Annotated in this window: 11 protein-coding genes; 1 reads left to right on the top strand and 10 read right to left on the bottom strand. The window is 34.3% G+C overall.

All coding sequences use genetic code 11. From position 1 onward, the window contains the following. Window positions 1–137 precede the first annotated feature (137 nt). Window positions 138–1,358: a threonine/serine exporter family protein gene (locus tag ACKPCA_RS04695; protein ID WP_321281678.1), complete on the top strand. Its 1,221-nt coding sequence runs from the start codon at window positions 138–140 to the stop codon at window positions 1,356–1,358. Window positions 1,359–1,394: 36 nt separating this feature from the next. Here the strand turns inward: ACKPCA_RS04695 and ACKPCA_RS04700 are convergent, their stop codons facing one another. The 10 genes from ACKPCA_RS04700 to ACKPCA_RS04745 form a co-directional block, all read right to left on the bottom strand. Beyond that, the gene (locus ACKPCA_RS04700) at window positions 1,395–1,856 is read right to left on the bottom strand and encodes a nuclear transport factor 2 family protein (RefSeq protein WP_321281679.1); all 462 of its coding nucleotides are present in this window, start codon (window positions 1,854–1,856) and stop codon (window positions 1,395–1,397) included. Between the two features lie 189 nt (window positions 1,857–2,045). Beyond that, window positions 2,046–2,765 (bottom strand): sulfite exporter TauE/SafE family protein, encoded by a 720-nt coding sequence (locus tag ACKPCA_RS04705; protein ID WP_321281680.1) that lies wholly within the window; start codon window positions 2,763–2,765, stop codon window positions 2,046–2,048. A 3-nt stretch (window positions 2,766–2,768) separates the two neighbouring features. Next, window positions 2,769–3,728, bottom strand: a complete 960-nt coding sequence (locus ACKPCA_RS04710) for a YeiH family protein (protein ID WP_321281681.1) — start codon at window positions 3,726–3,728, stop codon at window positions 2,769–2,771. A 74-nt stretch (window positions 3,729–3,802) separates the two neighbouring features. Further along, the gene (locus ACKPCA_RS04715) at window positions 3,803–4,690 is read right to left on the bottom strand and encodes a LysR substrate-binding domain-containing protein (protein ID WP_321281682.1); all 888 of its coding nucleotides are present in this window, start codon (window positions 4,688–4,690) and stop codon (window positions 3,803–3,805) included. Between the two features lie 159 nt (window positions 4,691–4,849). Beyond that, window positions 4,850–5,764 carry a hypothetical protein gene (locus ACKPCA_RS04720; protein WP_321281683.1) on the bottom strand — a complete coding sequence of 305 codons (915 nt, stop codon included), beginning with the start codon at window positions 5,762–5,764 and terminating at the stop codon, window positions 4,850–4,852. 354 nt (window positions 5,765–6,118) lie between these two features. Beyond that, window positions 6,119–7,144, bottom strand: a complete 1,026-nt coding sequence (locus tag ACKPCA_RS04725) for an META domain-containing protein (protein ID WP_321281684.1) — start codon at window positions 7,142–7,144, stop codon at window positions 6,119–6,121. A gap of 321 nt (window positions 7,145–7,465) precedes the next feature. Then, complete coding sequence (locus tag ACKPCA_RS04730; protein WP_321281685.1) at window positions 7,466–8,446, bottom strand: hypothetical protein; 981 nt, start codon at window positions 8,444–8,446, stop codon at window positions 7,466–7,468. Between the two features lie 87 nt (window positions 8,447–8,533). Continuing rightward, on the bottom strand, window positions 8,534–9,643 hold the full coding sequence (locus tag ACKPCA_RS04735) for an efflux RND transporter periplasmic adaptor subunit (RefSeq protein ID WP_321281686.1): 1,110 nt from the start codon (window positions 9,641–9,643) through the stop codon (window positions 8,534–8,536). Between the two features lie 7 nt (window positions 9,644–9,650). After that, a complete protein-coding gene (locus ACKPCA_RS04740) occupies window positions 9,651–14,000 on the bottom strand; it encodes a CusA/CzcA family heavy metal efflux RND transporter (protein ID WP_321281687.1) in 4,350 nt (1,449 codons plus the stop codon). Window positions 14,001–14,514: 514 nt separating this feature from the next. Then, a complete protein-coding gene (locus ACKPCA_RS04745) occupies window positions 14,515–14,931 on the bottom strand; it encodes an ester cyclase (protein WP_321281688.1) in 417 nt (138 codons plus the stop codon). Window positions 14,932–14,984 lie beyond the last annotated feature (53 nt).

Raw genomic sequence — 14,984 nt, forward strand, 5'->3', positions numbered from 1 at the left:
TAGATAAAAAAAAGATGAGCTTGTATAAATAAAAGCAAGGGTAAAATAAGATATTTACGAAAGAGATTTAAATTGTATTTTTGTGCGATTTTTGATTACAATAGCCGTAGTGGCTGTTTTAAAATGGTAAGAGAATAATGCAAATACCTCAGCAATACAAATTTATTGTGCAACTAGGGAAAGCACTTCATACTTATGGAGTGCCATCATATAAATCACAGATATATTTAAGCGAAATTTCCGAAAAGAAAGGAATTAAAGGCAGTTTTATGGATACGCCTACCTGGATTAACTACGTATTTTACGAGGAAGATGATCATACCTTCAACTATGTGGAATGTGTGCCTCCTGGAGAACTGAATCTGGGTGCATTATCTAAAATCGTGGAAATCACCAATAATGTATTGTCAAATAAAATTAGTTTTGAAGAAGCCAAACAGGCCATTGAGAACATAAAAACCGCTCCTTTGGGTTATGGTAAGCTAATCGAGCTGTTTGCATTTATGACATCTGCCGGAGCCTTTAGTATTATTCTAGATACAAGTTGGGTTTCTGCACTTCTTGCATTTTTACTTGGGGCAGTGGTATATGGAATTACCTTATTTGCACAAAAATCTAATTATGTGCGCAGTACATTGGAATCACTTGTTGCATTCACAGTTACCATAATAACTGGTTTGTTGGCCTTAAAGTTTGAGCAGATTAATATCTCCATGACAATTTTGGCGTCAATTATTGTTTTTATTCCAGGATTATCCATTACAACGGCATTAGAGGAGATTACCTCCCGTAGTTTGGTTTCCGGAACAGCAAAACTCTTTGATGCATTGGTATCTTTGTTCAAGCAATTTTTTGGTGTTGTTCTTGGACTTGCTGTGCTTTCCAGTTTTGTGGATTTGAGTCCTAATGATGTAGTAAACGATGTTCCCAATTGGATAGATTATTTTGCGATAATATTACTTGCATTAAGTTTATTGCCTGTATTTAAAGTACGCCCCAAAGACTTGTTGTTTTGTGTGATAGCTGGATTTGCAAGTTACTACACTACAACTTTATTCGATTTTACAGGTATTCTAATTAGTATTTTTATCGGAACAATTGTAGCGGTAAGTTGTAGCAAACTATTTAGCAAAATTACAAAAGCACCAGAATTGGTTTATTTGGTTCCAGGAATAATTATGCTGGTTCCAGGAAGTAAAGCATTTATAGGATTAAGCAGTGTGTTTTTACATGCAGGGAATTCTTACAGCAATATGGGAGAACAAATCCTGTATATTTTTATGGGAATTATTGGAGGGCTAATTTTCTCTGGTAGCTTTATTGACAGAAAAAACACACCGGCATTGAATACAAAATAAAAAGGAGAAAGTTGAATACTTTCTCCTTCATTATCTTTATTTCTTTTCTGGAAACTTATAGTAGATTTTATTTACCATTTTCCATCCATTGGAAAATTTGTATAGGGCGATGTAATCAACGTAAGTTAGTTTTTTACCAATAAAGAATTGAATCTTTGCTACTGCTGCATTGCCAGTTATGTCGATGTTCTCAAATTTCACACTTACCATTTTATCGCCGGTACGAGGAAATTTTCCGTCAGCCTTTTTCTTTTTGGTTTTCTTTTTCCACTCTTCAATCGGCAAACTCCACATGCTATTGTTTTCGCCAATCCCAATTAATCTAAAATCGGGATGGATTCCGGAATCAATTTTATCTAAATCACCTTCATTTTGAAGACCATCAACATAAGCTGTTTGAATTACTTGTTTAATTGCCTCTTTTTCTTTTTTAAGATCCTGTGAGAACAATCCAGAACTTAGCATTACAGCTATTAATAGAAACAAAATCTTTTTCATTTTTTTGACGTTTTAGGATGAGTAAAATAATTGGTGAAGTTTGAATGATGGTAAATAGCAGAATCATTTTGAGTTCATAAATATAAGACAATTCAAGATTTGTTACAAAGAAATTTTTTTAACTCTAATAGGTATTCAGGAATCAGCAAATGGCTTACTTCACGCTATATTTTTAGTTGTTAAAAACGATTAACGAATTAACAACAGAAAACAAGAAATCAATGTAAGTAGGATGTTGATGGTGCGAAAGCTTTTTATTGGTATAATGCCATTAAAATATTTGCCAACTATGGTTCCTGCTAACAAGATGGGAGAGAAGAGCAAAGATAACTTTAAGACCTGAGGAGTGAGCCATCCAACCTGATAGTAACCTACGATTGCAATTACTGCTGTTACTACACTAAACCATGCAAATATCTCCCTAAACTGTTTATTGTCTACATTTGCTCTATTTAGAAACAGGGCCAAGGGAGGTCCGCTAATCGAAATAATTCCGGTTATTGTTCCAATAATAGCACCAACAATTGGATACACATATGCAGGCAAAATAGCATGTCTTTTGTTGCTTTTGATAAAAGATAATAGGGTGATCACCAAAAATACCACTCCTGAAAAATGAACCAAACGATTGGCATCAACATACTTTAAAACAAATACCCCTGTAAGTGTAAAAATCCCTCCTGAAAGGATTAAGAAAATAGATGCTTTATCAATTAATTGTTGATTTTTCTTCTGCAAGATGATAAACACGGAAGCAACAAGATTACAAATCATGAGAACAGGGATGATTTCTTTGGGTTCATACCATGTCAATAGAATCGGTAAAGAAATTAGTGCAAAGCCAAAGCCGCTTACTCCTTTAATTAAACTCGAAATAATAACAGTCAGAAAAATGTAGATGTTTGGCATGACTTAATGAATTAAAAAGAACAATGAACCTGCTGCTATCACACCCCAAAGAATAATTCCAAGCGCAAAACTTTTGACACCCGATTTTCTAATTTCACCAACACTGATATTCGAACCGATCAGGAACAAAGCAATCAGCATTCCACGTTTGCCTAGCCAATTAAAGTGTTCGTAACTTGTTTGGTAAGTGGGAAATATATTGGCAAATATAATGGCAAGAACAAATAGCAATATAAACCAAGGAAAATGAATCGATTTCTTTTGCCCATTTCGATTCATGAATGCGACAATCAAGGATAATGGGATGATCCATAAGGTACGAATAAGTTTAACAGTGGTGGCGACTTGTAAGGCTTTTTCGCCATAGATTGCTCCAGCACCAACAACAGAGCTGGTATCGTGAATGGCTATAGCAGCCCAATTGCCAAAAGTTTCCTGGCTTAGCCCTAACTGATGTCCAAGAAAAGGAAATAATAGCAATGCAATTGCGTTTAGCACAAAAACCACAATAAGAGCAAAGGAATTTTCGTAGTTTTTACTATTAAGAATGGGGGCGACAGCCGCAATGGCACTACCTCCGCAAATTGCTGTCCCACAGGCAATAAGCAGACTAATGTTTTTTTCTACCTTAAGCAGTTTTCCCAGAAATATACCCAGTAGCATTACAACCGTTACCGAAATTGCAGTTTCAAGAAAACCATCCTTCGATGATGAGATCACGGCAGACAAACTCATTCCAAACCCCATTAAAACGATCGATGCCTGAAGTATTTTTGATGTGTAGTGATGTATGCTTTCATGTTTTATTCCCAGAAATGAAAACACCAAGCCAACACACAGTGCAATAGCCGGAGATATAAACGGCATAAAACACAAACAAACCATAGTTAAATAAGGCCAATTGAAGTCCTTTGATTGGTTTTCAATACCGAGGGTATTTTTTACAGCTTTCAATGCGATCATACTTATACTTTTTTGTTTACAAAAGTATTGTTGATCTATAATCAAAGCAAATACTGATTTGTTATGAAGTATAACTAAAGGTTATATCCTAATAGGAAGTTTTCAAACAATTCAACCTGTCTGCTTTTGTGTCCCATTTTGTATGCAATTCGAAACTGTCGGGGAATATGTAAACCTGTTACCTTTATTTTTACAAGCGTTTTCAGATACAATTCGGTTTTAACAGCTTGTTCGGAAACAATTGCTAGTCCATCAAAATCAAGTAAAAAGTTCTTAATCGATTCGGTACTACCCAAATGAATGGGTACATTAAGATCCTCAAAATCCAGATTTTGCTTCAGCAAAGCTTCTTTAATCACCTCAAGTGTACCCGATCCTTTTTCTCTCAGTACGATAGGAAATTGAAGCAAATCATTTTTGCTTATGGTTTTACGTTTTGAATAGATACTATTTCCTCCGGTTACCAGAATCAATTCATCATCCAGAAAGCTTTTATATCGTATACCTGATTGTGAGGAATGATTTTCAACCAAAGCAATATCAACCTTATTGTTTAGCAAAAGTTGCTCCATATCAAAGGAATTGCCATTGATAAGGTGAATATTTACTTTAGGGTAACGCTTGTGAAAGGATGCAATGGTTTTGGGAATAAGATATTGCGATATTGTAGAACTGGCACCAATGATAAAATCACCCGAAATATCATGGTTTAACTGGCTGATCTCAAATTCAAGTTCTCGGTATTGCTGTTCAATCTGTTTATAAGAATTGTATACAATCTTTCCTTTTCGGGTAAGGAAAATTTTATTCCCTTTACGCTCAAATAAATTCGTATTAAATTTGATTTCCAATTCCTTAATATGTTTGGTTACTGCTGGCTGACTAATATTTAAATCATTGGCGGCTTTAGAAAAACTTAAGTTTTCAGCTACAGCAATAAATACAGTATCGCGATAATCCATTTTTTATGCTTTAAGATCTTGTTACTTTTGGTTTTAATGCTCTAGCAAACGAATGTGCAGATTCGCTTGTTGGAGTATGATTTTCTATTGGAGACGTAAAAGTATAAAACTTTAAATTTAGGTTGCAAGAAGATGCTCCTTTAGAACTATGCCATGCAGTTATTTTAGTGCATGTTTTATTTGTCTTTCTCTTATATCTTCTATTATTTTTGAATCAATCCAAAATATGTCATCGTAATTTGAGTCTGTTGCTCTTGTAAAAAATAAAATCCCCAATTCTTTTGATACACTCGGAAATCTTTCTTGTTTATCTGTGTTTATTTTATCTCCCATATGAATTGGTTCCGACCAGTTATTGTGTTTATCCTTGAAGCTGATATATAAATCACCATTCTTATACTTACTTTCAGGTCTGTTCGATGAAAAAATCAAATATGATTCATCATAGGCAATAAATGGAGTCCAATCGAAATACTTTGAATTAATCATTGACGGAAGAAACTTAGGTTTTTCATATCCCGAATTCCCCAGTATAGAATAATAAATCCCCATGTTGTTCTCTACACTATCAGCATATCCAACAAAATATATTGTTCCGGAATTTGTTATGGATGGAGAGACGGCAAATCTCGTATACTGCGAAAAGTTTAAACAATATGGCTCGCACCAATTACTATCAATTTTCTCACATATCCATAGATCATTAATCAGCTCATCTGGTTTATTTTTGTTAATCGGTCTTATTGAATAGAAAAGTATTTTATTTTGGTTAATCCAAATGGGTCCACCATCTGAATATTTTTTAGAAAATTCTATGCTTATTGGCACTGTATCACAAATGTAATTCAGAATCTTGATAATCTGTCTTGGATTCACAGGTTTAGGTCGCTCCCACATAGACCAACAAATCAAATTATTGTCAATATTTATCGAAGGACCACTATGCTCAAGGTTAGTTGTGGAAATGATATTTGGTAAGAAAACCAAGGAGGTATCAATAGGAGGCCTTAAATTGATCTGTCCAAGTAACAAATTCGGGAATAATATCAATAATATATTTAGTCCGATTTTCATGTCAGAATGCCTTTTAATATTGGTACAGGGAGATTTAAGACTATCACCTCATCACTCCTAAAATATTCGAGGGAGCCTCATTGTTCATAAATCTAACAATAAAATCTTCACTTAGCAATTGTAATTGCTTAACTTACAAATAAAAATAGCAGAAATAAGCTTTGACAAGAGAAGTTGTTTTCCAGTTTCCCACTCTCAACTTAATTTGAGGGTCTTAACCAAATTTACGGAACAATTCCAATAGAATTCAGGTCTATAAAAATAAAGCCTTAACAACATGTGAACTCACATGTTGTTAAGGCTAGTTTCTTATTTTTTATTATACAACAGTCATGTTGCTTACAACCGTTTATTTTAATCTCCTTTCAAAAAAGCCAATACTTCTTTATTTTCGTTATTAAACAAAATCAAATTCAATCCATCTAATTTGTAATAGGTAGCTTGATTCAGTGCCTTATTAAAAGATTGGGCTGTCTCCATATTTCGACACATTTTATTTGTTGAAGCAATATTTCCTATTTTCAACTGTTTCGTAGAAACTTCTTCTATTTCTCCTGTAAAGTCATTGCAACCATCATTTCCCATAATTTTCATTTCAGATAAATTAATTTCCAATCTTGGCACTGGAGACATTCGGTTGATAGGATTTTGGTTTATTCTTGTTGTTATCCATATGTCATGAAGATTTGAATTTGGTTTGTTGCCTTGTCCCCTTATAAAATCAAGAACTTTATTTCCACTTTCATTATAAAAAGCGAGCGTTTCGCCTTTTATTTGATATGTTGCAATGGAATTCAAGGCTTCGATAAACTCAGGTTCGATGTTTTTTTTAATACAAGCTCTTTTTGTGCCAGCAACTGCTCCCAAAGATATTTTTGAGCTAGTCAGGGATTGTATTCGACCTCTAAAATTATTACATCCACCATTGGCAGAGACTAAATTATTAGAAAGATTAATGGTCATTGTTGGAATGGCCACCATTCTATTTATATGAGCATCATTGAGTTTTATTAAAGTCCATTCGCCATTTAATTCCGTGCGAATATCTTTTTGTTTATCCAATACCTTTATAAGTTCATACTCTAAGCTTGAAGCATCAGCAGAAACTTTATTTTCTTCTAATTTTGTTTCTTTTACTTTTATTTTCTGGAGATATCCTTCTTCAAATTCGAAATTTTTAATATTAGTGTAGAAATTCTCCCAATTAGGATTGTCCAAACTTTCTGATCTATTTACATTGAGACATTGCATTTTTCCTGCTCCTGCAGAACATTCAGTTTTAAAGCCACCAACCCAAAATATCTTGTTCACATATGAAGAACAAGATTGTAGCACTAGTGTGAATAATATTAGTGCTGAAAATAATATTCTTTGATTCATTTTTTATTGATTTTATTCTATTGAATGATGGTGAAATGTGGTATAGGTTGCGTGTAAAAAATCTTAATATTTGTATTATCATGAATGTTGACCAAATGTTGAGGGGGAGGTCATGATATTCTTGTCAAGCTTAACATTCTAGCACTATTTTAGTGAAACGTGCTGAAGTAGAGTAGGCAAAAATTGAAGGAGGGTAACGAAAGGAGTGAGCAAATGAATGCCTGATAAAAAATATTTTGCGGATAGATTATTCTTACCAGGATGGGTGAGAGGTTCTCAGCTAGGCTATAATGATCTAGCCGAGAACCTAATTTATTAGTGTTATTTTATATCATATTCACTTATTTTGGCGATTTCAAATCTTCGAGAAGCTTCTCCGTTAATTAATTTGTATTGTATTTGCTTCATTTTATCTGTTTTGTTCCCGTTTTTGTAGATAGAAAAGCGTTGTACCAAATAGTTCTCTACTAAAGCAAACTCATCATTTCCATTGTAACCATTGTTTATTTTTTTGTTTTCTTCGGTTGGTTGAAAATAGACTTGACTCATTGATGTTTGGTTGTTTACCGAAAATGCATAAACTGTTATTTTTTTGGATTTGTCTTGGCTTTGGGCAAAAACAACTAGTTCAGGTGAACCATCGGCATTTAAGTCTTCAACTTCAGCATTGACTATTATGTTATTTCCAATGTCAAAAATTTCATTGTAATCATGTGGTAGGCCAAAGGTTAAAACTGTTAACTGATTGTTTCCATCTTTAACTACACTCGAAATATTAAATCCAATACTTTGTAAATTAAGGACTCTACTGAATTGTGTTTTATCGATTTGAGTCTCGTCAAGTTTTTCGTCAATTCTTTGATATGTTCCGGCAATACTTGCCCCACCAGAACAATAAAAATAGAGTAAATCTTTATCAGCTTCGTTTTTAGTACTTATAGATAATTCGTCTTTTAAAAATAGGAATAAAACGCTTTTTCCGTCAATTTGAGTTTCATAGGTTTTATCATCAACTTTTTGTGCAGCTGCATCAAAAGTACAAGTAGGCTTTTTTATATCGGCTCGTGAACGGACTGAGATGTTCAACTTGTCATTATTAAGCTTAGTAACAGCTACCGATATCCAATCACTTCCATGTTTACGATTTACATAACCGTCAGACACATAATTACCTGTTATAGCAACACTTTCCGTATTTTTGGTTTGCGTTGTTTGATTTTTCTTTTGGGTTTCATTTTTACACGACAATGACGTTAAGATTGTTGTGAGAATTAGAATGAAAAATTTTAATCGATTTGTCATACTTTATATCTTTTTAATTACAGCTAAGGTTTTCCAGCAGAGTGGAACCTGGGCATGTATACTAGTTCGTTAGGCGATAGCATTTCTTCATTCTATACTAATGTTATAGGTCCCATTCATCAATATTTCTTCTTTAATAATTTCTAAAATTTCAATATAATCATCTGAGGATTTTCCGGTGCTTATTTTCTTTTTTTCAAACTGATAATTGGTTTCGCCTTCTGATTTTTTGATTAAAACATAGTGATTATCTCCAATAGTATAAACTGCTGTTTGAGAAATTGCTGGTACAGAATCTGAAGATACAATAATCTCTCCATTTACCATTTGGTTGATAGCAAAAGTACTTGCTTTGTCTGAGATTGAAGCAAAGCAATCGATTGTATTTGAGTTTGAATTTAGCTTGCCTCCAATTCGAACTATTGTTGCAAGAGATTTAGACGTATTTTTGTCTATGCCCCAAAATTGAACTTTTTGTCCGATTTTAATTTTCTGGTAATCTTTTTCAAATAAGGTGAGATGCAATTCGGTTTTGGTTTTATCTGTGATTTCAATGATTTCAGTTTCTGTGTTTACATTTTGTCCGTTGATAACGTTTATTTCGCTTATTTGACCTGCAATAGGAGATTTAATGCTATAGCGTGAAACATATTTTCCGTTTATAATGTTTGCTGGCTTTAATCCAATATTTTGAAGCTTTGCATTTAAAGCATTGTAATTTGCCAGTTCAACTTTGTAGTTACTTTCAGCAAGTAAATACTCAGTTTCTGTTTTAATGTTTTCATCAAAAAGTTTTTTTGCTTTATCATAGTTTGATTTTAACTGTTTTATTTTGGCCGATGACGAAGCAAAAGCCTGTTGTAAATCAATTAACTCGGTTCCTCCAATCTCTAGCAAGCTTTCATTGGCATTTACATATTGCCCATCTCTTATCTGAACAGATATAATTTTTCCTGGTACTGGTACACTTATTTTAGCAATCCCATTTATTTTGGGAACAATCTTACCTGAAAAAGCCACCTGCTCTTTTATCTCTGTTTTTTCTACTTTCCCTAATACCATGTTTTCTTCCTGAAACTGTGCTTTCGAAATTTCAACAAGGTTTTCATCAGTTTGTACTTCGTTTTTAACTTCATGTTTACATGAAACTACTGCAAAAAGGAAGAGTGTATTTAAAATGATGTATAAATTTTTCATGCTACTATCAATTTGTAAAATACTTTAATTCTAGATAATTTTTATTGTAATTGAACAAGACATCGCAATAGCCCGATTCAATTTTTAATGCTGATTCTAAACTATTTGCAAAGTTGAAGAAATCAATTTCTCTTAATTCATAAGCTTTTAAAGCTGTGCGTTTTATCTCAGAGGCAAGGGGCAATTCATTTTTTTCGTATCGTTCAATCAGGTTTTTACTTTGAACTAATAAAGCATTTAATTCATAAAACTTTGCTTTTACTTGTTTAGTAATACTGATTTTTTTATTCTGTTCAGCTTCAAGGTTTATTTTTGCCGACTGCAACATGCTTTTTTGACTTCCATAAAACACAGGTATTGCAATTCCTACTTCAAATCCGTGGTAAGTCTTAGCTTGATAGTAAGAATTTGACCCCAGAAAATAATTGAATTTAAGATTAGGTAATAATTTGTTTTTTTCAACCTTAACAAGCGAGGTTGCTTTTTCTGTTTGCAAGTTATAATAGTTGAAAATCTCAAGAGAATCGGCATTGAATGTACCGTATGGGTGCAACTCACAGCATTTTGGCAAGCTAAATTCATTGGGTGAATTCACGATGGTTTTCAGTTTCTGAAAAGTAATATCAAGTTGATTCTGAAACTTTTCAAGCAAAACACCAATTTCATTTTGCTTTGATTTAATATTCAGGTATTCTAAATTGCTAACATCTTTAAGGTCAAGTCTTTTTTTGTATTGTAGCAATAACTTGCCGTAAATACTGTCAAGTTCATTATAAATATCAATTTTCTTTGAAATTAGTGCATATTCAAAGTATCTCACAGATAGCATTTTTAACAGTTTATTTTTTTCGAGAATGTATTGCGATTCGGCGATTAACTGTTCGGTTCGTTTTACTTTTTTTTCAGCAGAATAAAGTGTAGGGAATGCCAATTCTTGCTCAATACTCCATACTTTAAGCGGATGACCGTTTTCGGCAATGTTATTTTCGTCTGATCCATAACTAATAAGCGTTTTGGGAATTGTATAAGCAGATTTTGTGAGCACTTTTGCTTGTTTTGCTTGCAGAGCAAAAGCTTTAACTTGTTCATTATTTTCTAAAGCAATTTGCGATAATTGCTCAAGATTCATAAGCTCTGGTGTTTGCCCAAATCCCGTAATAGATGGTACAAATAGTAAAAATGTGATAATTGATAAAGTTTTCGATCTTATAAATCGCAATGGGAAAAACTTAACACCTGTAACATTATAAAATATTTCGAATAATAATGGTAATGCAATCAGCGTGAGCATTGTGGATGTTACCAAGCCACCAATTACCACAGTAGCCAATGGTCGTTGTACTTCGGCACCTGCACCTGTTGAAACTGCCATTGGCAGAAAACCCATTGCTGCAGCACCTGCGGTTAATAATACCGGGCGTAACCTGTTTTTAGTACCTGTAATAATAAGTTCACGCATCGTTTTTACACCTTCATTTTGTAATTCTTTAAAATGTTCGATTAACACAATTCCGTTTAACACAGCAATACCAAATAAAGCGATAAAACCAACCCCAGCCGATACGCTAAAGGGCATCCCCCGAATCCATAACAACACCATGCCACCTACCGTTGCTAGTGGAATAGCAGTAAATATCATAATGGCATCTTTTAAGGATTGAAATGCAAAATGAAGGAAGATAAATATTAGTAACAAGGCTACAGGTACGGCGATTACAAGTCGTTTGGAAGCATTTTTAAGATTCTCGAACTGACCTCCATATTCGATATAATTGCCCGGTGTTAATTTAAAATTGGCATTAATTTTTTGTTGAATTTCTTCTACCACCGATTGTAAATCACGATTTCTTACATTTACGCTTACCACAACTCTGCGCTGCGTATTGTCACGCGATATTTTAGCGGGTCCTTTGGTATATTCAATTTCGGCAAATTCCGAAAGAGGCACTTGAACTCCTAGTGGAGTTTCAACCATTAGGTTACGAATGTCGCTTATGTTCTTTCTGTTTTTATTTTGCAAGCGAACAACTAAGTCAAATCGTTTTTCACCTTCGAAAATCACACCCGCCGTTTTACCTCCAAAAGCTGCCGACAGGTATGTGTTTAGTGTACTGACATCCATATTGTATCGGGCAAGTTTTTGTCGGTTATAAGCAATTTTAATTTGCGGAAGTCCTGTTGTTTTTTCCAGGATTACATCACTGGCACCTGGAATATCTTCAACAATGCTTTTGATTTCGTTTGCTTTTTGGTTGATATATTCAAGGTTTTCGCCATAAAGCTTAATGGCAATATCGGCACGCACCCCGGTAATCAGTTCGTTAAAGCGCATCTCAATAGGCTGAGTGAATTCATATTCAATGCCTGGAATAATTTCCAAAGCCTCTTTAAATTCCCCGGCAAGTTGTTCCTTCGAACTCGCCTTTATCCATTGCTTCTTGGGTTTAAGTTTTATAATCATATCAATTTCTTCCATTGACATAGGATCGGTGGGAACTTCGGCAGCTCCAATTCGGCAAACAATTTGTTCAACTTCATCTGGAAATTGGTCAATCAGGATGTTTTCCATCCTTGTAGTCATATTTATGGTTTCGGAAAGCGATGTTCCGGTTTTTAAAGCTGGTTGTATCACAAAATCACCTTCATCGAGCGTAGGGACAAACTCTCCACCAATTTTTGTAAACAGAATCCCAGTAATTATTAAGGAAATCAATGCTACCCCAAGTACAATCCGTTTATGTCCACACGACCATTTAATGGTTGGATAATAGAGCTCGTAAATTTTGTCTAATAACCATTTCGACAAATTATTTTTAGTCATGTCCTTGGGCTTTAGGAATAATGAACAAGCCACAGGCAACCATGTTAAACCCATAATCATGGCGCCGATAATGGCAAATGAGAATGCCAAAGCCATAGGTTGAAACATTTTTCCTTCAACCCCTTGTAAGGATAAAATTGGAATGAAAACAATAAGGATAATGATTTGACCGAAAATAGCGGATTTCATCATTTTAGATGCACCTCTTATCGAAATTTCATCTACCATATGCTTTCGTTGATCATCGGGAGCGGTTTTCAATTCTTTGCTCATCAGGCTCATCCGCAGCACAATAAATTCGACAATAATTACCGCCCCGTCGATTATGATTCCAAAATCCAGCGCACCAAGACTCATCAGATTTGCATCTATGCCAAAAACGTACATCATTGAAATGGTAAAAAACAATGCCAAAGGAATCATCGAGGAAATTACCAATGCAGAGCGAATATTTCCTAACAAGAGCAGTACGGTGAGAAATACGATAATTGCACCCAGGACAAGGTTTTCGACAACCGTTTCTGATGTTTTGGCGATTAATTCGCCGCGTTCGAGTATTGGGTTTATAAAAACGCCTTCTGGCAGGTTATTCTGAATTTCATTAACTCGTTCTTTTACAGCCTTTATTACTTCTTTAGAGTTGGCATCTCTAAGCATCATTACCTGACCAAGGATTGTTTCGCCTTTTCCGTTGGCTGTTATTGCTCCAAAACGGTTGGCATGACCAAATTGAACTGTAGCAACATCGCGGATGTAAACAGGAATGCCATCATTGGTTTTAATCACAATGTTTTGGATATCTTCTATGCTTTTGGCCAATCCATCGCCCCTGATAAAATAGCTTTGCTTGTTTTTTTCAATATAGGCTCCGCCACTAATATTGTTATTATTCTCTAAAGCGTTATAAACTTCCATTAAGTTTACATTGGCACTTTTTAACCATGCCGGGTTAATTGAAATTTCGTATTGCTTTAGGTATCCGCCCCAACTATTGACTTCCACTACGCCATTGATTCCCGATAGCCTGCGTTTTACAATCCAGTCTTGAATGGTTCGAAGTTCCATAGGGCTATAATTGTCTTCATAACCCGGTTTTACGTCTAAAATATATTGGTATATTTCTCCAAGTCCAGTTGAAATTGGACCCATTTCAGGAGTGCCATAGTTTTCGGGTATTTGCCCGGCAGCACTTTTAATTTTTTCAGCAATTAATTGTCTGGGAAGGTAAGTTCCCATGCTTTCATCAAAAACTACGGTTACCATCGAAATTCCGAATTTCGAGATAGAACGTATTTCCAATACGCCAGGAAGGTTTGCCATTTCCATTTCAATCGGAGCGGTTATAAATTGCTCAATTTCCTGTGTGGATAGGTTACCCGATGTGGTGATAACCTGAACTTGGTTATTTGTAACATCCGGGACAGAGCCAACTGAGATATGATAAATTGAAAATAAGCCAAATCCCGTCAGGGTTAATGTAAACAATATTACAATTAACTTATTTCTGATACTAAAATTGATAATTTTTTCGAGCATCTCTAAAATAAATTTATACAATAAAATGTATCAATCCGATAATCAATGGGTTGTACTATCATGCTTGGCCTAACAGTACGGCGGTATGTCTCGTCATCAGCTTAAGAGATATAACAGCCTGTTATCATCTGTTGGGCTTTGAATACCACTAAGATAATTTATTTTAGTCTATTGTAAAATAAATTATGCTTTTAAAATAATATTTTCAATTATAGGACTTTTTCCTTCTTGATAAGTTTGGAGTGGGAGACATATTGCTAACAATATCTATTTTAAAGGTGAGTATCGCATATGTGGTTCTTCTTACTCGGGGAATGAAGAATGCAGAAATACTATATAAAGGTATAATAAGAAAGAGACGCCTTACATAGTGTCTCTTTAGTTATTTTAAATTTCTTCGGTCGAATCAATCTTCTCATTCTCCAGAATATTCTTTAAGAAATCAAATTTTCTTGGTGATACAGGAATTGGATCGGGATAACAGTTCAATGTTACCGTCATTAAGATTTTTCCTTTATATAACCCCTAATTGTTTCATTACTGTTTTTCTGTCGAAAATCTGAGTATGACCATTTATCAAATTGTCTTTGAAATGATAAATGGTAATTCCCTTTGTATTAATGGCTTTTTTAGTTGGAGGGTATTCCCCAATTTGTCCGAGATTTGTTCCTGTTAAAATCCAAGTGACCGCCACACAACTTTCTTCTTCAATTGCAAAAGTTATTTCAAAATTCATATCAGGAAATGGCTCGAATGAACCTAATTCCATACGATTCTTAAATTCGGAATGGGATAATGTTTTCCCTTCCCAAGGATCGCCTGGGTCGAGATGGATTGTATATTCATTATGGACATATTGCTCAATTTTTTCAAGTTTCTTTTTATTCCAAACTTCATCCATAAATTCTCGAAGGAAAGATTCTTTGTTCATCTTATTTTGTTTTTTCAAGTTGGTGTGGTCATGATTTTCCGTATAAGAGGAGT

The organism is Marinifilum fragile (assembly GCF_963677365.1).
Classification (GTDB): domain Bacteria; phylum Bacteroidota; class Bacteroidia; order Bacteroidales; family Marinifilaceae; genus Marinifilum; species Marinifilum fragile.